This window comes from Rothia uropygialis (assembly GCF_004137765.1).
Classification (GTDB): Bacteria; Actinomycetota; Actinomycetes; order Actinomycetales; family Micrococcaceae; genus Rothia.
The window spans coordinates 425,112-446,536 of sequence record NZ_NOIS01000003.1 but is presented as its reverse complement, the minus strand read 5'-3'; the positions used below and the strand labels follow the sequence as shown (position 1 = coordinate 446,536).

General features: G+C 59.2%; 21 protein-coding genes and 2 tRNA genes. 16 read left to right on the top strand and 7 right to left on the bottom strand.

The annotated features are described in order from the left end of the window. The first annotated feature begins 133 nt into the window (after positions 1-133). Genes dnaN through EWV35_RS08755 form a run of 3 tightly spaced genes read left to right on the top strand, consistent with a single transcriptional unit; the run spans position 134 to position 3,126 of the window. Positions 134-1,258, top strand: a complete 1,125-nt coding sequence (dnaN, locus tag EWV35_RS08765) for a DNA polymerase III subunit beta (protein ID WP_129660662.1) — start codon at positions 134-136, stop codon at positions 1,256-1,258. Positions 1,259-1,270: 12 nt separating this feature from the next. Further along, complete coding sequence (gene recF, locus EWV35_RS08760; RefSeq protein WP_129660659.1) at positions 1,271-2,494, top strand: DNA replication/repair protein RecF; 1,224 nt, start codon at positions 1,271-1,273, stop codon at positions 2,492-2,494. Then, a complete protein-coding gene (locus tag EWV35_RS08755; protein WP_129660656.1) occupies positions 2,491-3,126 on the top strand; it encodes a DUF721 domain-containing protein in 636 nt (211 codons plus the stop codon). Before recF ends, EWV35_RS08755 begins: the two co-directional genes overlap by 4 nt. Here EWV35_RS08755 and fdhD read toward each other — a convergent pair. Both fdhD and EWV35_RS08745 read right to left on the bottom strand, forming a co-directional pair. Next, positions 3,117-3,971: a formate dehydrogenase accessory sulfurtransferase FdhD gene (gene fdhD, locus EWV35_RS08750; protein ID WP_129660653.1), complete on the bottom strand. Its 855-nt coding sequence runs from the start codon at positions 3,969-3,971 to the stop codon at positions 3,117-3,119. The two genes, EWV35_RS08755 and fdhD, sit on opposite strands and share 10 nt — an antisense overlap. 6 nt (positions 3,972-3,977) lie before the next feature. Next, entirely contained in the window at positions 3,978-4,289 is a 312-nt protein-coding gene (locus EWV35_RS08745) for a DUF6457 domain-containing protein (protein WP_129660650.1), read from the bottom strand. Positions 4,290-4,688: 399 nt separating this feature from the next. Here EWV35_RS08745 and gyrB point away from each other — a divergent pair, with 399 nt between their 5' ends. From gyrB to EWV35_RS08720, 6 genes are all read left to right on the top strand, one after another. Then, complete coding sequence (gene gyrB, locus EWV35_RS08740) at positions 4,689-6,716, top strand: DNA topoisomerase (ATP-hydrolyzing) subunit B (RefSeq protein ID WP_129358280.1); 2,028 nt, start codon at positions 4,689-4,691, stop codon at positions 6,714-6,716. 92 nt (positions 6,717-6,808) lie between these two features. After that, on the top strand, positions 6,809-9,481 hold the full coding sequence (gene gyrA, locus EWV35_RS08735; RefSeq protein WP_129660648.1) for a DNA gyrase subunit A: 2,673 nt from the start codon (positions 6,809-6,811) through the stop codon (positions 9,479-9,481). Beyond that, a complete protein-coding gene (locus EWV35_RS08730) occupies positions 9,478-10,062 on the top strand; it encodes a DUF3566 domain-containing protein (protein ID WP_129660646.1) in 585 nt (194 codons plus the stop codon). The genes gyrA and EWV35_RS08730 overlap by 4 nt, the downstream gene beginning before the upstream one ends. Positions 10,063-10,159: 97 nt before the next feature. Beyond that, positions 10,160-10,233: transfer RNA gene (locus EWV35_RS08725), tRNA-Ile, on the top strand. A gap of 28 nt (positions 10,234-10,261) precedes the next feature. Then, positions 10,262-10,381: a DLW-39 family protein gene (locus EWV35_RS13450; RefSeq protein ID WP_238654323.1), complete on the top strand. Its 120-nt coding sequence runs from the start codon at positions 10,262-10,264 to the stop codon at positions 10,379-10,381. Positions 10,382-10,386: 5 nt separating this feature from the next. Beyond that, positions 10,387-10,459 (top strand) — tRNA-Ala (locus EWV35_RS08720). Positions 10,460-10,615: 156 nt separating this feature from the next. On the opposite strand, the gene EWV35_RS08715 is transcribed toward EWV35_RS08720, so the two are convergent. After that, positions 10,616-11,920 carry a CynX/NimT family MFS transporter gene (locus EWV35_RS08715; protein ID WP_129660643.1) on the bottom strand — a complete coding sequence of 435 codons (1,305 nt, stop codon included), beginning with the start codon at positions 11,918-11,920 and terminating at the stop codon, positions 10,616-10,618. A 137-nt stretch (positions 11,921-12,057) separates the two neighbouring features. Between EWV35_RS08715 and EWV35_RS08710 the strand changes: the two genes are divergently transcribed. The 4 genes from EWV35_RS08710 (at position 12,058) to EWV35_RS08695 (ending at position 14,904) form a co-directional block, all read left to right on the top strand. Continuing rightward, positions 12,058-12,807: an AraC family transcriptional regulator gene (locus tag EWV35_RS08710; RefSeq protein WP_129660640.1), complete on the top strand. Its 750-nt coding sequence runs from the start codon at positions 12,058-12,060 to the stop codon at positions 12,805-12,807. A 192-nt stretch (positions 12,808-12,999) separates the two neighbouring features. Then, positions 13,000-14,280: an inorganic phosphate transporter gene (locus EWV35_RS08705; RefSeq protein ID WP_202976061.1), complete on the top strand. Its 1,281-nt coding sequence runs from the start codon at positions 13,000-13,002 to the stop codon at positions 14,278-14,280. Positions 14,281-14,295: 15 nt separating this feature from the next. Next, positions 14,296-14,592 carry a hypothetical protein gene (locus tag EWV35_RS08700; protein ID WP_129660637.1) on the top strand — a complete coding sequence of 99 codons (297 nt, stop codon included), beginning with the start codon at positions 14,296-14,298 and terminating at the stop codon, positions 14,590-14,592. 33 nt (positions 14,593-14,625) lie between these two features. Beyond that, positions 14,626-14,904, top strand: coding sequence for a DUF3349 domain-containing protein (locus EWV35_RS08695; protein WP_129660634.1), 279 nt, complete (start codon positions 14,626-14,628; stop codon positions 14,902-14,904). Between the two features lie 115 nt (positions 14,905-15,019). On the opposite strand, the gene EWV35_RS08690 is transcribed toward EWV35_RS08695, so the two are convergent. Beyond that, a complete protein-coding gene (locus EWV35_RS08690) occupies positions 15,020-15,907 on the bottom strand; it encodes a hypothetical protein (RefSeq protein ID WP_129660631.1) in 888 nt (295 codons plus the stop codon). A gap of 213 nt (positions 15,908-16,120) precedes the next feature. Between EWV35_RS08690 and EWV35_RS08685 the strand changes: the two genes are divergently transcribed. The 3 genes from EWV35_RS08685 (at position 16,121) to EWV35_RS08675 (ending at position 19,481) form a co-directional block, all read left to right on the top strand. Further along, positions 16,121-16,663 (top strand): peptidylprolyl isomerase, encoded by a 543-nt coding sequence (locus tag EWV35_RS08685; RefSeq protein ID WP_129358289.1) that lies wholly within the window; start codon positions 16,121-16,123, stop codon positions 16,661-16,663. Between the two features lie 388 nt (positions 16,664-17,051). Then, complete coding sequence (locus EWV35_RS08680) at positions 17,052-17,594, top strand: rhomboid family intramembrane serine protease (RefSeq protein WP_238654321.1); 543 nt, start codon at positions 17,052-17,054, stop codon at positions 17,592-17,594. 822 nt (positions 17,595-18,416) lie between these two features. Further along, complete coding sequence (locus tag EWV35_RS08675) at positions 18,417-19,481, top strand: C40 family peptidase (RefSeq protein ID WP_238654319.1); 1,065 nt, start codon at positions 18,417-18,419, stop codon at positions 19,479-19,481. 195 nt (positions 19,482-19,676) lie between these two features. Here the strand turns inward: EWV35_RS08675 and EWV35_RS08670 are convergent, their stop codons facing one another. The 3 genes from EWV35_RS08670 to EWV35_RS08660 all read right to left on the bottom strand — a co-directional run bounded on the left by EWV35_RS08670 (position 19,677) and on the right by EWV35_RS08660 (position 21,418). Continuing rightward, complete coding sequence (locus tag EWV35_RS08670) at positions 19,677-19,871, bottom strand: CsbD family protein (RefSeq protein ID WP_129660625.1); 195 nt, start codon at positions 19,869-19,871, stop codon at positions 19,677-19,679. Positions 19,872-19,940: 69 nt separating this feature from the next. Continuing rightward, entirely contained in the window at positions 19,941-20,087 is a 147-nt protein-coding gene (locus EWV35_RS08665; RefSeq protein ID WP_129358292.1) for a ribosome recycling factor, read from the bottom strand. Between the two features lie 215 nt (positions 20,088-20,302). Beyond that, a complete protein-coding gene (locus EWV35_RS08660; protein ID WP_129660622.1) occupies positions 20,303-21,418 on the bottom strand; it encodes an NADH:flavin oxidoreductase/NADH oxidase in 1,116 nt (371 codons plus the stop codon). Between the last annotated feature and the right edge of the window lie 7 nt (positions 21,419-21,425).

Here is a 21,425-nt window from a genome sequence, read left to right as displayed (position 1 = left end):
GTTCCGAGTCCTGCCGGCGGAACCGGAGGAGCCCCCCGCCTGAAATCCGTAATTACAAGAATCCTATGGAGACTCCGTCTCCGGTAGGCTCTATACAAAGACCCACCATCTTCCAGAGAGGGACTTCGCGCACGTGAAATTCTCAGTTGACCGGGACGTACTGGCCGAAGCCGTCACATGGACGGCACGTTCTCTCTCGCCTCGTCCGCCCGTACCGGTTCTCTCAGGCCTCCTGATCAAGGCTTCGGGCAACGAGGTCTCCATCGCGAGCTTCGATTACGAGACCTCGGCCAAGCTGAACATTGCAGCCGAAGTCATTGAAGAAGGCGAAACCCTTGTTTCAGGTCGTCTGCTCGCGGACATCTGCCGTTCCCTGCCCTCGGCACCCGTCGAGTTGGAAACCCGCGATTCCAAGGTCTATCTGAGCTGCCGTTCCTCGAAGTTCAACCTGGCAGCCATGCCAGTCTCCGAATACCCGGATCTCCCCGCGCTCCCTGAAATCTCCGGAACCGTCGATGGTGCTGCTTTCGCGCACGCAATTTCTCAGACCATCGTGGCAGCCAGTAAAGACGACACTCTTCCGATCCTCACGGGCGTACGTGTGGAAATTGAAGGTTCGACCATGACCCTTCTGGCCACGGATCGCTACCGCCTTGCCATGCGGGAACTCACGTGGGAACCCACTGACCCGGAGATTTCCACGGCGGCTCTTATCAAGGCCAAAACCTTGAACGAGGTCGCCAAGACTCTGGGTAATGCCGGCCAGATGAACCTTGCGTTGTCCGATTCTCACGAATTGGTGGGCTTCGAATCGGGTGGACGCCGCACCACGAGTCTCCTGGTCGACGGCGAATACCCCAAAATCCGTTCTCTTTTCCCGGAGCAGACGCCGATTCATGCCGTCGTCAAGACCTCGGAATTGGTGGAAGCAGTTCGTCGAGTGTCTTTGGTGGCCGAACGGAACACACCTGTTCGTCTTGCCTTTTCACAGGGCCAACTTGCCTTGGACGCCGGTACGGGAGAAGACGCACAAGCCAATGAAATACTCGATGCCCGACTCGACGGCGACGACATCACAGTTGCTTTCAACCCGGTCTACTTGAGCGAAGGTCTGCACGCATTCGGAAGTGAGTACGTGCGATTTTCCTTCACGACGCCGCCCAAGCCGGCCGTTTTGTCCGCTCAAGACGACCCCGAAGGTGAAGACGGTAAGGACTACCGCTATCTGTTGATGCCCGTACGTCTGCCGAACCAATAAAGGGGCCGCGAGGTGTATATAGATCACCTCTCGCTCATGGACTTCAGAACCTACGGGTTCTTGGATCTGCCACTGACTACCGGACTGACCGTCATGGTCGGTCCCAACGGTGTGGGGAAAACCAACATCGTCGAGGCTGTCGATTACAGCGCAAATTTGGCCTCGCACCGTGTCAGCAACGACTCTCCGCTCATCAGGGTCGGAGCCGACCGGTCCTACATCCGCTCGCGAGTGATCCGGGGCCGTCAGCAGACAGTCATGGAACTCGAGATCACCCCTGGCAAAGCCAACCGGGTTCGTATCAATCGCGCAGCTCCGGTTCGCGTCCGAGAAGCTCTCGGGATTTGTCAGACGGTTCTGTTCTCTCCGGAAGACCTTGGACTTATCAAGGCAGAACCTGCCGGTCGGCGTCGTTTCGTCGATGATCTTGCCGTTTCACTTCGCCCGGTTCTGGGCGGATACCGTGCCGACTACGAAAAAGTTCTTCGTCAAAGAAATGCCCTTCTCAAGTCCCTCCGCAGACGAGGGCCGGGCAAGGCTTTGGGCGAGGACGAGCAGGCAACGCTCGATGTGTGGAACGGTCAGCTCGTCAATCTCGGTGCACGCATCATGCAAGCACGCTTCCAAGTGCTTGCCGGACTGTTGCCTCAAGCCGACCGGGCGTACGAACAACTCACGGACGGCGGCAAGAACCTCGGTTTCGTCTACGAATCGTCGTCTCTAGGGCCCCGGGATGGGTCTGACATCGTGTCTTTGGCACGAATCCCGTTGCTTGAATTGGGAGCAATGATCGAATCCGCGCTCGAGGAACGAGCCACGGAGGAAATCGAACGCGGGATGAGCCTCGTCGGTCCGCATCGCGATGAAATTACGCTCATGCTCGGGAACATTCCTGCGCGAGGATATGCATCCCACGGAGAGACATGGTCCTATGCTCTGGCCTTGCGGCTTGGCTCCTGGTACATGCATCAGGCGGATCACGATGATCCATCCGCATGCCCCATTCTGATCCTGGATGACGTCTTTGCCGAACTCGACGCCACACGTCGTGCCCGACTTGCAAGGATCGTCTCCGGCGCCGAACAAGTGCTCGTGACTTGCGCGGTCGAACAAGACCTCCCGAAAGAGCTCGATGCCGCTCGTCGTATTGTCAGGGTCAGCCCCGGGCAAGCGGTGGTCGCCGAAGACGTGCATGTCGAGGACGATGTGGCTCAAGGCGGTGACCCCGAAGAATGACACCTTCCCGTTCGGACGATGCCCCGGAGGAGGCCACCCGTCGGTCCCTTGAACAGAACCAAATCGACGCTCCGGCGTCGTTATTGCAACGGCTGCGCACCGCAGCCAAAGAACGGGGGGAAGGCCGACTCACGGGTAATGCCGCGAAGAAGGTTATACGCGATTTCGGTGAGATCGTCTCCGCCGAACCCGGGCAGTCCACCAAGAGGCGGTGGCGAGAAGAAGGCTGGGACCCTCGGACACTGGGAGGATATACGGGTCCCGGGAAATCCTCACGTGATCCGCAGGGTTTGGGGTCAGTGATCAACCACATGATCGCCTCACGTGGATGGAAAGAACCGGTCGCGGTCAGCAGTGTTCTCGCCAGATGGTCGGACATCGTCGGTCCTTCCATCGCGGCCCATTCGACACCTGAGAACTATGAGAACTCGGAGGTCGTAATTCGGTGCGACTCGACGAACTATGCGACTATTCTGCGCACCATGACGCCGCAACTGATGCATACCTTTGAATCAGAACTGGGCCCCGGGATCGTGACGAAGATCAGCGTTTTCGGACCGAACGTACCGACATGGCGCAAAGGACGGCGAGTGGCCCCAGGCGGCCGAGGGCCACGAGATACCTACGGGTAGGCGAGTTCTGAGACGGGCAGGACCCGGTGATCGCCGCTGTACAGCACAAACCGATTGCCCCGGACGAAGCCGGCCAGGGTCATGCCCGCATCCTTGGCGAGGTCAACGGCCAGAGAGGACGGCGCAGATACCGAAGCCAACATCGGTATGCCTGCCATGGCCGCTTTCTGAGTCAACTCGAAGCTGGCTCTCCCCGAAACCATCAGAACGTGCTGACTGAGCGGAAGCTTCCCTTGCAGGAGAGCCCAGCCCAAGACTTTGTCGACGGCGTTGTGGCGACCTACGTCCTCTCGAATAGCGACCAGTTCCCCGGTCTCACCGTTGAAAAGGCCAGCGGCGTGCAGTCCGCCCGTGCGGTCGAAGACTTTTTGTTTGGCCCGCAGGATTTCCGGCATCTCGAGCACGAATTCCTCCGACAAGCGCAGAGGGTCCTCGTCAACCGGGAACAAGGATTTCTGATGCACCTGATCGATGCTCGTTCGACCGCACATTCCGCACGCGCTCGACATCACGACGTTGCGTTCCTGGTAATGGAAAGGGGGCAAGACCCAAGGTTGGAGGACGACGTCGACGGTGTTGTCCCCGTCTTCGGCTCCCGGGCCGAAGTCCTTGCGGCAATACCTGATCGACGATACCTGTTCGCCGTCGGTAATTACGCCTTCGCTCAACAGAAAGCCTGCGGCGAGAGAGAAATCTTCGGTCGGGGTTCGCATGGTCACCGCAAGGCGACGCCCGTTGACGCGGATTTCGAGGGGTTCTTCGGCAGCGACCATGTCCGCACGCGCTTCTCTGCGGCCGTCTTGATCCACTCGAATGACCCTGGTGCGGGATTCACTACGACTCATGGAACTCTATTCACCTGCGTCCGGATCGATCCCAGCTTGGCGCTGTGTCCGGGCGACGAGTTCTCGGATCTGTTCGGACAATTCTTTGAGTTGGTCTTCCACAGGAACGGCGGGGTCGGGTTGAGCAGCCAGGCGCAACCCGAGAGCCACCCCCACAAGGTACGAGCTAGTGGGTGCGCCCGGTCGGACGATTCCGTGAGCCACGTCCTTGGTCATCTTGAGTATCGGTCCCGGAACCACGACGTCGCGCGGCAAATCGAGCTCGTCGGCAACCATCTCGAGCCATTCCACCAGGTCAGGCAATTCTCGGTCGGTCATTTCGAGCCTTTCTTCGTACTTGATGGCTACTTTAACCCTGCAAACATCCTGATGGGAGGGGCGGGGTCCAGGAATCAGCCGTGCCCGGTCGGCCCAACCGGCTCAATCGGTCTCTCTTGGTCCCAGCCTTCCGAGAGTGTGGACCCACATGAGCGAGGGGCAAACCGCGTCAAAGGCCCATCGCGGGCCTGTGAAAGCCATCGTCCTTCTCGGGGCATGCTCTGAGCTGAGCGATATGGGCCCTGTGAAGGGCGAAGTCCGGTAGAATGTTCAGTAGATCAAAAGGTGGCCAGCGCAGCGTCCCGATTACATCACTATGTTATCGACTTCGCGCACCGGCCCGCCATCCCCGGACCGGGCCCTTCGAGGCGCCTGGAAACTAGGAGCTGAAACCTCAAAGTGGCAGCCGAAGAGAAGCACGAATACGGCGCGAGCGACATTACGGTCCTCAAAGGCCTGGAAGCAGTTCGCAAACGTCCCGGCATGTACATCGGTTCCACCGGTGAACGCGGATTGCACCACCTTGTATACGAAGTCGTGGACAACTCCGTGGATGAGGCGCTCGCCGGGTATTGCGATCACATCGAGATCACGTTGTTGGCCGACGGCGGCGTCAAGGTCGTGGACAATGGGCGCGGAATCCCCGTGGACATGCACCCCACCGAGGGCAAGCCGACCGTCGAGGTCGTGATGACGGTACTCCACGCAGGTGGCAAATTCGGTGGTGGCGGCTACGCCGTTTCCGGCGGTCTGCATGGCGTCGGCATTTCTGTGGTCAACGCGCTTTCCACACGAGTGGTCACCACCGTGCGAAACCAAGGCTACGTCTGGACCACGAGTTTCCATGACGGAGGCATCATCGATGAGCCCCTGACCCGCGGGGAAGAAACCACCGAGACCGGTACGCAACAGGTCTTCTACCCTGACCCGGAAATCTTCGAATCCGTCGAATTCGATTACGAGACACTTCGGGCGCGTTTCCAGCAGATGGCTTTCCTCAACAAGGGACTCCGTATCACCCTGACGGATGAGCGAGAGGCCGCCAACTTCGAAAACGAGGTTGCCGAGGAAAAAAAGTCCGCCGAGCCCAAGATCAATCAAGAGGGCACCACGGCCGAGGGATATCGCGTCGTCGTATACCAGTACGACGACGGCCTCCTTGACTACGTCAAATTCCTGAACGCCAGCCAGCACACCAACGTGATCCACGAGGACGTCATCTCCCTGGAGGTTGAGGACAGCGAGAAAAAGCTCTCGCTCGAACTGGCGATGCAGTGGACCGAGTCCTATAAGGAATCGGTCCATACTTACGCCAACACGATCAATACTCATGAGGGCGGAACCCACGAAGAGGGCTTCCGCACGGCGCTGACCTCCTTGATCAACCGATACGCGCGAGATAACAAGCTCCTCCGAGAGAAGGATGAGAACCTCACCGGAGAAGATGTCCGCGAGGGATTGACCGCGGTGATATCGGTCAAGATCGCCGAGCCTCAGTTCGAGGGCCAGACCAAGACCAAACTCGGCAATTCAGAGGTCAAGACCTTCGTCCAGCGCGAGGTATGGGACCAAATGGGGGACTGGCTGGAGCGCAATCCCAATGAAGCGAAGGACATTGTCCGTCGGTCCATCACCGCCGCTCAGGCTCGCATGGCTGCTCGTAAGGCGCGCGAGACCACTCGCCGCAAAGGCCTGCTGGAATCCGGAGGAATGCCGGGAAAGCTCAAGGATTGCTCGTCCAAGAACCCGGAGATCTCAGAAATCTACCTCGTAGAGGGCGACTCCGCGGGTGGTTCCGCCGTTCAGGGGCGTGACCCCGAGCGTCAGGCGATCCTTCCGTTGCGAGGGAAAATCCTCAACGTCGAGCGCGCGCGCCTGGACCGGGCGCTGTCCAACGCCGAGGTCCAGTCGATGATCACCGCATTCGGCGCGGGCATCGGAGAGGAATTCAAGATCGAGAAGGCTCGGTACCACAAGATCGTCCTCATGGCCGACGCCGACGTCGACGGCCAGCACATCACCACACTTTTGCTGACGTTGTTGTTCCGCTTCATGCGCCCGCTGATCGAGGCCGGTTACGTTTACCTTGCGCAGCCTCCGCTGTACCGGATCAAGTGGTCGAACGCTCCCGATGACTACGTCTTCTCGGATGCGGAACGCGATGAGGTTGTGGCACGCGGATTGGCGAACAACCAGCGTCTGCCCAAGGACAACGGCATTCAGCGCTACAAGGGTCTGGGCGAAATGGATTACACCGAGCTCTGGGACACGACCATGGATCCCGAACACCGGACTCTGTTGCAGGTGACCATGGACGACGCCGCCGCGGCCGATCAGGTCTTCTCAGTGCTCATGGGCGAGGATGTCGAGTCCCGCCGCGAATTCATTCAGAAGAACGCCAAGGACATCCGGTTCCTCGACATCTGACCGGACCCGAATATTTCACCCAGGGAATATTACGGATTAATGGCCCGGTATCGAGCGACTGAAGACTTTCATCAGGACGGAACACAAGAAACATGAGTACCGAAGACAACGGTTCGAATCAGAATCCTCAAGAGGGCGAACCCATCGAGGGTGAGATCGTAGGAAGCGACGCGGAAGCGACCCCCAAAATCGCGGATCGCATCGAGCACATCGACCTCCAGACCGAAATGCAACGGTCTTACCTCGATTACGCCATGGCCGTCATCGTCGGTCGTGCACTGCCTGACGTCCGCGACGGCCTCAAACCGGTTCACCGACGCGTCATCTACGCAATGTACGACGGCGGGTACCGGCCCGATCGTTCTTTCAACAAATGTGCCCGCGTCGTCGGTGAGGTCATGGGGCAGTATCACCCGCACGGCGACTCGGCAATTTACGACACTCTCGTGCGTCTGATCCAGAACTGGATCATGCGTTACCCGCTTGCGCTGGGACAGGGAAACTTCGGCTCTCCTGGCAACGACGGCGCTGCAGCGCCTCGTTACACCGAGTGCAAGATGGCCCCGCTCGCCATGGAAATGGTGCGGGACATCCAAGAGAACACCGTCGATTTCCAGGACAACTACGACGGCAAGAATCAGGAACCGGTCGTCCTTCCGGCTCGATTCCCCAACCTCCTGGTCAATGGTTCCTCCGGTATCGCCGTTGGTATGGCAACCAACATCCCGCCGCATAACCTCCGAGAGGTCGCGGAAGGCGTCCAGTGGTACCTCGAGAATCCCGAGGCATCCGACGAAGAGCTGCTCAATGCCCTGATCGCGCGTGTCAAGGGGCCGGACTTCCCGACGGGCGCACAGATCCTCGGGCACAAGGGAATCGAAGAGGCCTACCGGACGGGCCGTGGATCGATCACCATGCGGGCCGTCGTCAATGTCGAGGAACTTCACGGACGTACTTGCCTCGTGGTCACGGAATTGCCCTACCAGGCCAATCCCGACAACCTCGCCATCAAGATCGCCGACCTGATCCGCGACGGCAAGATCAGCGGAATTGCGGATCTGCGGGACGAAACCTCCGGTCGCACGGGCCAACGCCTCGTCATCGTGCTCAAACGTGACGCCGTGGCCAAGGTCGTTCTCAACAACCTGTACAAGCACACCCAGCTGCAGGAGAACTTCTCGGCGAACATGCTCGCGATCGTCGATGGCGTTCCGCGTACGCTCTCGCTGGACGCGTTCATCCGCCACTGGGTGCAGCACCAGATGGACGTCATCGTCCGCCGCACGCAGTTCCGACTGCGCCAGGCGGAAGAAGAGGCGCATATCCTCCGTGGCCTCCTCAAGGCCTTGGACGCCCTCGACGAAGTCATTCAGTTGATTCGTAACTCCTCGACGGCCGATGACGCCCGCACAGGCCTCATGGAGTTCCTGGACATCGACGAGGCGCAGGCGCAGGCGATTCTGAACATGCAGTTGCGTCGTCTTGCGGCACTGGAACGCAAGAAGATTCAGGATCGTCACGACGAGCTCATGCGTCTGATCGAGGGATACAAGGAAATCATCGCTTCCGAGCAGCGTCAGCGCGACTTGATCTCGGAGGAAATGCGGGATGTCGTCAACCGCTACGGCGATGATCGACGGACCCAGATCCTGATGGGCTATGACGGAGACATGTCGATCGAGGATCTCATTCCCGAAGAAGACATGGTCGTCACGATTACGCGGGGCGGTTACGTCAAGCGGACCAGGATCGACCAATACCGTTCGCAGCATCGCGGCGGCAAGGGCATCCGGGGGGCGCAGTTGCGCGGCGACGACGTCGTCGAACACCTCGTCGTCACCACGACGCACAACTGGATTCTGTTCTTCACGAACTTCGGTCGCGTGTATCGTACAAAGGCCTATGAACTCATTGAAGCGGGTCGCGACGCCAAGGGTCAGCACGTGGCCAACCTTCTGGCCTTCCAGCCGGGGGAGACGATTGCCCGTGTGATGGCTCTTCGGACGTACGAGGACGCGCCGTACCTGGTCTTGGCGACAAAGCACGGCTTGGTCAAGAAATCTCGTCTGAGCGATTACGACACCAATCGCACCGCAGGTGTCATCGCGATCAACCTGCGGGACGAAGACGAACTGATTTCGGCTCAGCTCGCGCATTCCGACGACGACCTCATGCTCATCTCGCGCAAGGGTCAGTCCCTGCGTTTCACCGCGACCGATGAAGCGCTTCGCCCCATGGGTCGCGCGACGAGCGGTGTGACCGGCATGAAATTCCGTGACGGCGATGAGCTCCTCGCCGCAAACGTCGTGAGCGACGATTCGTACGTGTTCGTGGTCACCGAGGGCGGCTACGCCAAACGGACCAAAGTCGAGGAATACCGCGTTCAAGGACGTGGTGGACTCGGCATCAAGGTAGCCAAACTCGTCGAGGACCGTGGCGACCTGGTTGGAGGCCTGATCGTTGGTGCCGACGACGAAGTCCTGGTCGTTATGCAGTCGGGCAAGGTGGCTCGATCGCTCGTGTCGGAGGTACCTGCAAAGGGTCGTGACACGATGGGCGTAATATTTGCCAAGCCCGGCAAGAATGACAGGATTCTTTCCATCGCTCGAAACCAGGACAAGGGTATTGACGAGGGCCAAGAGATCGCCGAAGACGGAACGGTTGAGGTGCTCGACGCCGAAAATGAAGTACCGTTGGACAACGGTAGTGAACAGACTGATACCCCGGCCGAGTCGGAATCTTCATCACACGGAGGTAATGAGTGAGCACCAATAACCCTGGTAACGCGGCAGGAAGACCCTCCACGTCCGCCAGCTCCTCTGCGCGAAAGCCCGCGGATAACCGCCGCAAGCCAGCCGCCAACTCCAATCGTGGTGACTCGGTGACAGCGAGCAAGTCTGCACCATCCAACGGGCCCGCCAACGGAAAGAAGCGACCGGCGTCTTCGGGAGGTCGACCGTTGGTTCGCCCGGCCCCGCGTTCCAAAGTCCGCCGCGCCCACTTGACGGTGGCCAAGGTTGATCTTTGGTCGATTGCGAAGCTGGTTTTTCTTCTGTCCGTTGCCGTAGGCATCGTCGTCGTGGTGGCCACCGTGATTCTGTGGCTGGTTTTTGACATCACCGGCATCTTCGGTGGAGTGGACTCGGTCTTGTCGATGCTTTCCAGTCAGGGCAATGCGGTATCGATCACGGATTATCTGTCGTTGGGTCAGGTGGCTCTTTACGCGACAATCCTTTCGATCGTAAACGTTGTCTTGATGACCCTCCTGGGTGTCATTTCGGCGTTCCTGTACAACATTGCGGCTAGACTGGTGGGCGGTATCGGAGTGACTCTCACCGACGACTGAAAGATGTGGTGTCTTCTCTTGTGGGGGAGGTCACCGAAGGCGAATTTGGCCCGGGCCGGGTAGTCATGTAGTGTTTTATCTCGGCCCAAGGCCAAAGGGGCGTATAGCTCAGACGGTTAGAGCGCTTCGCTGATAACGAAGAGGTCCCAGGTTCAATTCCTGGTACGCCCACAGAATCCTTTCCAAGGAGGAGGTTTCCATGAGAAAGATCCTGGCAGCCCTCGCGGCTGGTACGGTGGCTTTCGTGGTAACCAAACGAGTGAAGGATTCTCAGGAAACCAAGAGAACGTGGAGTGCATCCACCGACAAGGTTGACTGACCTGCGGGGGCGTGGCGCAATTGGTAGCGCATCTGCTTTGCAAGCAGAGGGTTAGGGGTTCGAGTCCCCTCGCCTCCACCGAATGAATGAGGACCCGGCATCGCGCCGGGTCCTCATTTTTGTCGCAACGCCGCGGTGGAGTCGCGGACGTGGCCGCTGTTCCGGACATTGGCGTCGCACCTGAGGCCGGAACAGCAACCGCCCACCGACGTTGCGCAGTAAACCGCAGATGGCCTAATGACGGCCAATATGGACTGGTCGGCTGGCCAACGCACCAGCTACCAACTGGGCGATCAAGAGCCCGCCCAAAACAATCAACGGAACGGTCCACGTTCCGGTCAAGGAATGCACCGCACCGATCCCCAGCGGCCCCAGACCCGCCAGAAGGTAGCCGAAGCCTTGCGACATCGTCGAAAGATGCCCCGTGTGGTGCGTATCCGGTGATCGCCACACGATGTACGTCAGTGACAGGCTGATGGAAGCACCTTGGCCCAACCCGAGCAGCGTCATCCAAACGTACGGACTGGACAGCGGTGCCAGAGCGATTCCGAGATACGCGCTGCCGGTCAAGATCACGGCGATCGCGACCGGCAACCAGCTGGGGCGCATACGTTTTGCGATCGTCGGCGTCACCAGAGAAGCAACGATGCCTGGGAAAGCGGAATAGGACAACATCCATCCGGCTGATCCGGCATTCATGCCCGCATCCTGAAACATCGTCGGGACCCAGGTGAGGGTTGTGTAGTAGCTGACGCTCTGGAGGCCCATGAGCGCCGTGACCGCGATGGCGACGGGGCTCGTGAGGATCGACCGGAACTTCGGTTCCCCATGTTCGGATGGGGTGTCTGCGGCGCCGTGACCCCCCTTCATGCGCCCCGGCGAACGGAGCATCTGAGGAATCCAGATCAGGGCCGCGAGAAGAGCCGGGACAACCCACGAGGCCAAGGCCAGGCGCCAATTGCCGCCCGTGAGGGGAAGCATCGGTACTGTGAGGCCCGAAGCCACTGCGGCCCCGACGAACAGAGCCGTCGAGTACAGACCCATCATGAGGCCAGCGCGATGGGAGAAATCCTGTTTGATGGCCGGTGGCATCGCAACGTTTCCGATCGCGATAGCGGCTCCGATGATCGTGGTGCCGAGGAAGAGGCTGACCAGACTCGGGTGTAGGCGAAGCGCGATCCCTAAAGCCAACGCAATCATCGTGACACCGAGCAATCGATGCATGCCCAAGCGTCGTGTCAGGCTCGGAGTCAGGAAGGCGAACACTCCGAAGGCAAACACGGGGATCGTCGTCAGCAAGCTCGCGGACGTCGCAGACAAGCCCAGGGAGGATCGGATCTCCCCAAGTACCGGACCGATCGAGGCGACTCCGATACGGAGATTCAACCCGATGAGAATCAAACCGACCCCGAGGAGAACCAGACTCCACGTGCTTCGGATGGGCTCGGGCGGATCTTCCACTTCCCAAGGATTTGGTGGTTCTCCACCGGGGATCGGATACTCTGCGGTGTCTTCCGCCGGGTGAGTACTGACTGACATGGGTTCCTTTCGGGTGAGGCGTTCACGAGCCGCTCCGCGGGCAACTTCGGCTCAACGGTCGAAGACATCGCAGTGATGCAGCTTCGACCCATTCCACGCTCTTGCACCCCGGCAGGCAACCGATAAACTGACTCCTGATGCCTGAATCCCGCCACACCCTGCTCAGCCCTGAGCAGATCCATCTCCTGGGCCACGATGAGCACACTCCGGCTCACGTCCACGGCAGGGGACACATCGTCTATCCGTCGACCGGAGTCCTGTCGATGGTTACCGAAGACGGCTCCTGGATCGCACCACCGAATCGGGCGGTATGGATCCCCGCAGGTTTCACTCATCAGCACCGCGCACACGGGACTACCGATATGAGGATCGTTTTCATGTCCCCGGACATGGCCGGCCTTCTTCCCGAAAGGCCGGCGGTCTTGGCATTGACCGCCCTGGCCAGGGAGGCCGTTCTTGCACTGACGGAAACTTCCGGGCGATCGACCGAGAGCCGGGATCGTCTGAGGCGAATAATCATCGATGATGTCATTGCCGCACCCGAACAGCCCCTTCACCTTCCCGAACCGCATGACGATCGCCTGCTGGCGGTGACCCACCTCGTCGAGCGCGACCTCGCAAGCCCCGTCTCCTTGGCGAGTCTGGGGCGACGAGTGGGCGCAAGTGAACGAACCCTGAGTCGTTTGTTCCAACGGGAAACCGGCATGAGTTTTCGGCAGTGGCGCATTCAGTTGCGGATCCACAGATCTCTTCTGATGTTGACCGAGGGGGTCTCGGTCGTGGACACGGCGACGGCCTGCGGATGGTCCAATCCGAGCGCGTTCATCGACGCTTTTGACTCGTTGGTGGGTCAGACACCGGGCAAGTACCAGCATTCGTTGGGCTGAGATTTCACCGGCATACACGGAGCGACGACGTCGTACGATGCACGATGTGCAGAACGTAGTCTGAAGCAGAAAACGTCAGCTGCCCAGCGTACCCAGCACCATCGTTAATCTCACAGCTTTCGGCTGCGATGTTAACCTTCTGTTCACTTGTTCACCTCCGGGACTTCAGATACGCGTCGGCATAATTCTTGTGTGGCACCTGAACTCATCATCCTCGCAATTGTCATCGTCACGGCATTGGTCTTCGACTTCACGAATGGCTTCCACGACACCGGCAACGCCATGGCCACGTCGATCGCGACGGGCGCTCTCAAGCCCAAGGTTGCGGTCGCTCTGTCTGCGATTCTGAATCTCATAGGTGCTTTCCTATCCATCGAGGTCGCCAAAACGGTGGGCAAAGAGGTCGTGAACCTCGAACTGACCTCCGGCAGTGACCTGATGATCATTGTGTTCACGGGGCTCGTTGGTGGTATCACCTGGAACCTTTTGACCTGGCTTTTGGGACTGCCCTCCAGCTCGTCCCATGCGCTCTTCGGTGGTTTGATCGGCTCGACCATCGCTGGTCTTGGCCTCAGCGGTGTCCTGTGGACCAGCATCGTCGCCAAAGTCATCGTCCCGGCCGTTGCGGCGCCCCTTGTCGCTGGCATTATCTCTACGGTCGGCACGGCCTTGATCTACCGTCTGACGCGAAGCGTGGGAGACGAACAGAAAGAGCGTGGTTTCCGGTGGGGACAGGTGGGAACCGCTTCACTGGTTTCCCTCGCCCACGGAACCAACGATGCCCAGAAAACGATGGGCGTCATCTTCCTGGCTTTGGTGGCCTCGTCGGCCATCGATCCGAGCGCGGACATTCCCTTCTGGGTCAAACTGACGTGTGCCGCAGCCATTGCCCTGGGAACTTACCTGGGTGGCTGGCGAATCATCCGGACTCTGGGCAAAGGTCTGGTCGAAATCGATTCGCCTCAGGGCATGGCTGCCGAAGGCGCTTCCGCAGCAATCATTCTGACGTCCTCCCACTTCGGTATGGCCTTGTCCACAACCCACGTGGCGACCGGTTCGATTCTGGGAACAGGACTTGGGCGGAAAGGTGCGGAAGTTCGTTGGGCAGTAGCGGGGCGGATGGTCGTCGCTTGGATTATCACGATCCCCGCGGCGGCGATCGTCGGAGCCGTCACCTGGTTCCTCGGTCACGTGGTGGCGATGATGACGAACGACCTCGTGGGCGCACTCGTGATTTTCGCATTGCTCCTTGGCCTGTCTGGATACATGTGGCACCGGTCCCGCCAGGTGCCCGTCACCCATGACAACGTCAACGACGAATGGCAGGGTGAGACGTCGGCTGTCGAAGAAGCGGCCCCGGGAGCCGCGAACTCGGAGAGCACCCTGACCGGGACCATGGTTCATGTCAAAGTCGGCGAAATGATTGGCCACGAGTCACGCGGTGGTGCCCGCAAGCACTTCTCCCACAAGTAACCACGGAGTCTGAGCATGAACTTTCTACAACTCATCTCAAACCTCATCCCCGTGACGATCGCCGGATTGATCCTCGGGGCAGGCCTTCCCGCTCTGTTTGCGGTCGGAATGCGCCTCTCCGCCGGTCAGACTCAACATCAGGAAGACGGAAGCGTCATTCAGGTGCGACCTCCATCCACGGCGATGCGGCTTCTCGGAGGGATCGTCTTCGCCGTCATCCTCGCGGCCATCGCCATGGGGATTCTCTGGATTGCCAAAGATTTTCTGTTTCACTTGACCGGATTCAATTTCTTGGGTCTCGCCAAAAAATAGGGCCCGCCATGGAGCTCTAGGAAAGGGGGCGACATGCGAAATATCGCTGCCTCCGTGATCAGATGGCTCCGCGCCGGTTACCCGGACGGTCTGCCCACCCAGGACTACATTCCCCTCGTCGCCGTGTTACGGCGACGGCTGGGAGACGAAGAAGTCATCGAGATCTGTCGGCAACTCATCGCCGAAGGTGTTATGCCTGCCGGAAGCGTCGACATCGGCGTCGAAATCACCAAAATAACCGACGAGATGCCGTTGCCGGAAGATGTTGCCCGGGTGGAAGAACACCTGCGCCACGGTGGATGGGACCTCTGATCGCGACGCCGCATACGATCCGCCAAGCCACTTGGTCACAAAAAACGACGCCGCCGCGCTCGTTGAGCGCGGCGGCGTCGTTGTCTAAAAGTTCAGGCGAACCTGGACTCCGTTTTTACTTGTCGTCCTGGTCCGACTTGGGCGCCTGGTGCTTACCGGAACGCTTCTGCGCTTCGGTGTTCTGGGGCGCATCGCCGGGACGCGGGATCGAGGACTGGGAACCATCAGCGTTCTTGGCGTCGGATTCCTTGTCCTTGTCCGCTGCCGGGGTCCCCTGGACCGACGTGGCGGGCTTGTCCATCGGAGCACCGGGGCCCGGATGGCTGGTGTTCTTGGGATCGTTCAACGACTTGACCTCCTGGTTGGAGGGGGCAGCCGACGAAGCAGGTTTGGTGACTTTCTGCTCGGCTGGGTCAGCCTTGGCCGTTGAAGAAGACTGGTCGCCGCCCTTGCTCTCGGAGGGCTTCTGGTTGGCATCCGCGGGTGTCTTCCAAGGATCCTCAACCGGACGGGAAGCACGCCACGCGGCAACGCCGGCAGCGGTTCCCGCGGCGAGCAGACCGAAAAACACGAGACCCTTGTGGGACTTCTTATTGGCCTTCTTCTGCTGCTTGGCGAACTCTTCGGCTCGCTTCGCAGCGGCCTTCTGTGCCTTCTTCAGAGATTTCTTGTTGCCCGTAACCTTGGCGGCGAGGGCCTCGACCTGCGGGTGGGCCTCGGTGCTGTTCAGCTTGCCCGCCAACGCCGTAGCAGCCTCTCCGGCGCGCTCGCGGGCATTGGAGACAGCGTTCTCCACCGCGGGAGTCGCACGATCGATTTGTTCCTGGATACGAGGCGCGACCTCCTTCTGAGCCCAGTCGTTGGCCTGGTCGGCACGTTGCTGGAGCTTGTTCGTGAGCTCGTTGACCTTGTCAACGCCCTCGGAGTAGCGAGCATTGGCCGTTTTCTTGGCCTGCTTCGCAGCCTTCTGAGCCTTCTTTTCAGCATTCTTCTGGCATCCCATGGGTTACCTCCTCGTGGATCCGGTGCGCAGACAGAATCTCTGCCAGCGCCACCCGTCGATAGACGGGCTGTTTTACCGAGTCAGTTTTAGTCCACTCTCAGGATATGTAATAGAGGGTGAAGTGTCCCCACCCCCAGGGGGTTCCGCCGCGTCGTTTTCACTGTAGGCGGAACACTATTGGGAGCTAGCTCGCCTCATGGGAAAATAACTGTCATGACTGCGATTCCCACTGCCAAAGCGACCCTTCATACCAACCACGGTGACATCGTGGTTAACCTGTTCGGTCATCAAGCCCCCAAGACCGTCAAGAACTTTGTCGGTTTGGCCGATGGTTCCCAGGAGTGGACCGACCCCAAGACGGGTGAAAAGAAGACTACCCCGTTGTACGACGGAGTGATTTTCCACCGCATCATTCGTGATTTCATGATTCAGGGTGGTGACCCCCTCGGCCAAGGCATCGGTGGCCCCGGGTACCAGTTCGATGACGAGATCAGCCCGGACCTCGACTTCAACGACCCCTACAAGCTGGCCATGGCGAACGCCGGTATCCAGAACGGTAAGGGAACCAATGGTTCCCAGTTCTTCATTACCACCGTTCCGACCACCTGGCTTCAGGGCAAGCACACGATCTTCGGTGAAGTTGCCGACGACGATTCCAAGAAGGTTGTCGACGAGATCGAGGGTGTCGCAACCGGAATGATGGATCGTCCGGTCGAAGACGTCGTTATCAAGAACATCGAGATCGAACAGCTCTAGAACCAACGACTTCAGCACGGGGACCTCTCGGTGCCCGATTGATCGAGGCCCTTCCGCGACACCGCGGATGGGCCTCGTTTTGTCTATGCCGTACTAGCACGTGAGCGAGGAACACAGTTTCATGAATCAAGGACCGCCCCAATACGGCCAACGCGACGACGCAGCCGCCTCCGCGGGTGAGCGCCCCGTTTGTCCGCGTCACCCGGACACCGTTTCGTATGTGACGTGCAATCGCTGTCACCGTCCGGTCTGCCCGAAGTGCCAGGTTCAGGCTCCTGTGGGAGTTCAATGCGTCGATTGCGTCCACGAGGCGAATCAGGAGGCCCGCCGACGTGGCGCTTCTGTTCACAACAGGAACTCGATATTCCCCGGCGCAGCCGGACTGACAGTGACGTGGACTCTGATCGCGGTTACCGTCGTGGTGTTCATTCTGCAGTGGGCCATCCCTCGACAGATGATCCTCAATACGTTCGCATACGCCCCGATCCTCACCACCGCAGAACCCTGGCGCATGCTGACCAGCGGATTCGTACATTCTCCGGGGAATCTGCTGCATATCGGTTTGAACATGTACACGTTGTACATCTTCGGGGCAGCCCTCGAACCGCGAATGGGTCGGTGGCGGTTTCTTGCGGTCTATCTGCTTTCGATCATTGGTGGATCCGCAGCGGTATACCTTCTTGCCAGTCCGTACACACTGGTCGTGGGTGCATCCGGAGGGGTCTTCGGATTGTTCGGCGCCTTGTTCGCATGGACCAGGTTCCGCGGCGGTGAGACGCGAGGACTGCTTATCTTAGTGGCAATCAACCTGGTCTTCGGGTTCGTGGTTCCCGGAATCGCCTGGCAGGCACACGTTGGTGGGCTCGTCGTGGGTGCCGTCATGGCGCTGATTTTCGACGTGACATCACACAGACATCGGCAGGGGCGGTGACGTCGAACAAGAGTTGTGATTACAAGAAGTCGCTCGCCGGAAAAGTTATCCACAAGAGTTACCCACAGCTGTTAATAACTACAGGACTGTAACTCCACACATGTTAATAACTTTGTGGATCCTCGATTTCCTGATTTTCCGGGGGTTTTGGGGCTCGGAGAGCCTTTTTGGTAGACGACTTATCCACTCCTGTGGATAACTCTGTGCACGGGGTGGGGACAGGGACGTCGGCCATAGCCGCGAAACGTTGTAATTTCAGGCCCCGAGCCCGATGCGCACACGACGATATTGTGCCTATCTAGTCACATGCAGACCCTATGGCCGGAGATCGGGGTTCTCTGGGTAATGGGGAGGCGCCCGCGGCCCCAGTTGTTCCGTGACGCAATGCTTGTCTCGTCATTTCCGATGGATGCACGCTCTCGAGCCACATAGACGTAATTACAATAAATTCAATTCGGGAGGAAAAACTGTCTCCTCGATGACTCTGCGAACGCGTCAGGGAAAAGATCTAACTCGAAAACTCAGGCTTACTGCCGTGGTTGTTTAACGTTAGTAAAACAGCACGTGACGTGGGATACCCCAGGAATTGTCCCTGTGCTATATTGAGCCTGCTGATCGATACATAGATCTGCTTCTCTGGGAGGCTTGCCGTACCCTGCCGCCGCCCAGAGAACCTGAACTCAGGACAACCTTTGGCAGGGACGAGGTGTTGGATGGGGTTCTCTTCCTCACAAGACTCCGAGGGTAAGTGGTTTTGCTGACTGGGGTTCCTTGATGGATCTTGCACCAACCGCGTAGGCAAAGAGGAGGAAACCATTTCTCATGGCTCAACAAATCACTCGTGTTCGCCCAGTTACCCAGTCACACTTCTTTCGCAACACCGGAATCGGGTTAGCGACCGTCGGAATCGTCGCCGGTTCCATGACCTCAGCGAACGCCTTCGCATCCGCAGCTCCGTCATCGACCTCGACCACGCCTCAGATTCGACCCAGCTTGGCAGTTGCAACGTCCTCCCCGGTTGCTCATACTTTTGTGGACTCCCAGGCATCTGCCTCGACTGGCGCTGCTCCCGCGGTTCAGCAGCCTGTCCCTGCACCCACGCCTGCTCCCGCAACCAGTGCTCCTCAGGCGCCCTGGGCTCAACAGCCTGCTGACGAGGGCGCCGACTCGTCGACTAATGTTCAAGCCTCGGAACCGGCAGCTGCCCCGGCGGCCGATACAGCCACCCAGGCTCCAGCCCCTGAGGCCGTCCCGGCCGCTGAGACGGCTCCGGCCTCTGGCTCCGTCGATGAAGGTATCCAAGAGAATCCGATTGCCGACGATCTCGACAGCGGGGTGGAAGCAACCAACGATTCTGCCGACGCGCCGATCGAGGCCGTTCCTGCGGCAGAGACCACCCCGCAGCAGCAGGATCCCGGCTCCGAGGTTGCTGACCAGGCACAGTTGGCACCTGTGGATCAGCCCCAGTCGGCTGACACACTGTCGGCGCAGGCAACCGATGTCCAGCCCGTGGCGTCCACCGATACCGTAACCGGTAGCCGTGGCCAGATTGTCCAGGATGCCCTGTCCGGAGTCGGCGGATCCTATGTGTGGGGAGGCCAGGACTATATGGCCTGGGACTGCTCCGGATTCGTCTCCTACGTCTACGCTCAATCAGGAATCAATCTGGACGCATACACGTACAGCATGAAGGATCAGCTGGTGCCAACGTCCGCACCCCAAGCCGGTGATGTCGTTTTCACGAACAACTATGCCCACGTAGGCATTTATCTCGGTGACGGGCAGATGGTTTCCGCGCTCAACCCGGAACAGGGAACGCAGATCACCGCCGTCGACGGCGGCGGAATGATGACGGTGGACGGTTACTACGCCGCTCCCGGACTCTGATATCCGATAATTCTCCCATCACGAAGCAGGGGTTGCGGGCAGTTGCCCGCAACCCCTGCTGTCGTCTCCACCTCGTAAAGGGGTGAATTCGGCCGGGGGTTAATCACGAGATTTCGAGTTTCCCGGTTTTAAAGACCTGTGGCGGGCCACCCTTCCAGGTGGCCCGCCACGGGCAGGCAAATGTGAATGCCGGCATTAGCCCTTGAGCTTGTCCCCGATGTTACGGGCGGCATCCTTGACCTTCTCGGCACCTTCCTTGACGGCTGCGCCGAGCTGATCGCCCTTGCCTTCATTCTTCAAATCATCATTGCCTACTGCTTCGCCGACTTTTTCCTTGGCGTTGCCGGAGGCATCCTGAAATGCGTTATTAGCCTTATCCTCGATACCCATATGGGACTCCTTTCATTGGGGTGCCCCTAGGAAATATCCGAGGGACAAGCAAGAACGAACAACGACAGATTAGTTGTTGCCGAACTTGTCGTTCAACGCATCCTTGGCCTTGTCGACATGTTCGTCCTTGACGGTGTCCTTACCGGTCTTGTCATTGACGGTGTCCTTGCCCTTGTTCAGAGCGTCGCCTGCCTTGTCACCAATATCGAAACCCATAGTTGGCTCCTTTCATCTCGGCGATCCTTGCTATTTCAGTGTTGCGGACCGCCACTTGTTTTCGAGACTAGGGCAAACAAGGGGTGATGTGAACCGCTTTCACATATCAGATCGAATTGTTCACCCCTGGCAAAATGTCGTTACCGAATCTCCACCAAACATCCAGGGAATTTTTGGGACGGAGATATTTAGTTCGGGTTTTTATTAAACGGGCGTTATCGCTTGGCTCGATAGAACTGGTCCGGCCAATCCGTATCCTGCCGCAATTCTTGAGCGGCCCTGAGGACCCATCGAGGATCGCGCAATGCTTCGCGGCCAACGCTGACCGCATCGGCCTGACCTGTCGCAATCGTGTGCTCTGCCTGAATCGGATTGGTAATGATCCCGACGGCGCTCGTCGTGACCCCTGTTTCGCGCCGGATATGTGCCGCGAATTCGGTTTGGTACCCCGGTACGGGAACAACATGGGGCTGAGCCAGGTTGCCACCACTGGACACGTCCACCATGTCGACACCGAGTCTCCCTGCTTGCCTCACGAACTCCGTGATGTCAGCCAGGTCCGCCTCGTTGGCGCGGCGGGCTGCCTCGGAGCCCGCCTCTTCCTTCCAGTCGACCGCAGAAACCCGGATCATCAACGGCATGTTTTCCGGTATCGCGGCGCGGACCTGGCGGACGACCTCGAGCGGGAACCGCATCCTGTTCTCCAGGTCCTCCCCACCCCACTTGTCCTCGCGGGTGTTGACGTCCTTTTGCAGGAATTCGTGAAGCAGGTATCCATGTGCGGCGTGGATCTGAAGAGTGTCCACTCCGGCGTCGACTGCGCGGGTCGCTGCCTCGCCGAAGGCCCGAGCCGTATCCAGGATGTCCTGTTCGGACATGGCCTGTGGGGCGTCGAAGGGGCCGAATGCCTGATCCGTGGGTGCCAAGGTGGTCCACGCGCCATCATTCTTGTCCAGTGAACCTTCAGGGTAGCCGGGCAGGGCATGATACGTGGAGGCTTTCCGGCCTGCGTGGGCCAGCTGGATGCCGAACTTGGCGCCTTGGCCATGCTCATGGACAAAGTCTGCAATACGGGCAAACTGTTGGGCCTGGCCGTCATTCCACAGTCCCAAATCTCCTGGCGAGATTCGTCCCTCAGACGCTACGGCGGTTGCCTCCGCTGTGACGAGGGCAAAGCCGCCGGTCGCGAACGAACCCAAATGCATCAAATGCCAGTCGGTGGGAACGCCGTCATCGGCCGCGCTGTATTGGCACATCGGTGCAACAAAAGCTCGGTTCTTGAGTTCAAGGCCTCGGAGGGCCAATGGCTGGAATAAGTATGAAAAAGCCACGAAACCG

Bases quoted from the DNA above. Each gene is read 5' to 3' on its own strand.
- EWV35_RS08755 (WP_129660656.1), top strand. From the start codon at position 2,491: ATGACACCTTCCCGTTCGGACGATGCCCCGGAGGAGGCCACCCGTCGG.
- fdhD (WP_129660653.1), bottom strand. From the start codon at position 3,971: ATGAGTCGTAGTGAATCCCGCACCAGGGTCATTCGAGTGGATCAAGAC.
- EWV35_RS08745 (WP_129660650.1), bottom strand. From the start codon at position 4,289: ATGACCGACCGAGAATTGCCTGACCTGGTGGAATGGCTCGAGATGGTT.
- gyrA (WP_129660648.1), top strand. From the start codon at position 6,809: ATGAGTACCGAAGACAACGGTTCGAATCAGAATCCTCAAGAGGGCGAA.
- EWV35_RS13450 (WP_238654323.1), top strand. From the start codon at position 10,262: ATGAGAAAGATCCTGGCAGCCCTCGCGGCTGGTACGGTGGCTTTCGTG.
- EWV35_RS08715 (WP_129660643.1), bottom strand. From the start codon at position 11,920: ATGTCAGTCAGTACTCACCCGGCGGAAGACACCGCAGAGTATCCGATC.
- EWV35_RS08710 (WP_129660640.1), top strand. From the start codon at position 12,058: ATGCCTGAATCCCGCCACACCCTGCTCAGCCCTGAGCAGATCCATCTC.
- EWV35_RS08700 (WP_129660637.1), top strand. From the start codon at position 14,296: ATGAACTTTCTACAACTCATCTCAAACCTCATCCCCGTGACGATCGCC.
- EWV35_RS08695 (WP_129660634.1), top strand. From the start codon at position 14,626: ATGCGAAATATCGCTGCCTCCGTGATCAGATGGCTCCGCGCCGGTTAC.
- EWV35_RS08690 (WP_129660631.1), bottom strand. From the start codon at position 15,907: ATGGGATGCCAGAAGAATGCTGAAAAGAAGGCTCAGAAGGCTGCGAAG.
- EWV35_RS08685 (WP_129358289.1), top strand. From the start codon at position 16,121: ATGACTGCGATTCCCACTGCCAAAGCGACCCTTCATACCAACCACGGT.
- EWV35_RS08675 (WP_238654319.1), top strand. From the start codon at position 18,417: ATGGCTCAACAAATCACTCGTGTTCGCCCAGTTACCCAGTCACACTTC.
- EWV35_RS08670 (WP_129660625.1), bottom strand. From the start codon at position 19,871: ATGGGTATCGAGGATAAGGCTAATAACGCATTTCAGGATGCCTCCGGC.
- EWV35_RS08665 (WP_129358292.1), bottom strand. From the start codon at position 20,087: ATGGGTTTCGATATTGGTGACAAGGCAGGCGACGCTCTGAACAAGGGC.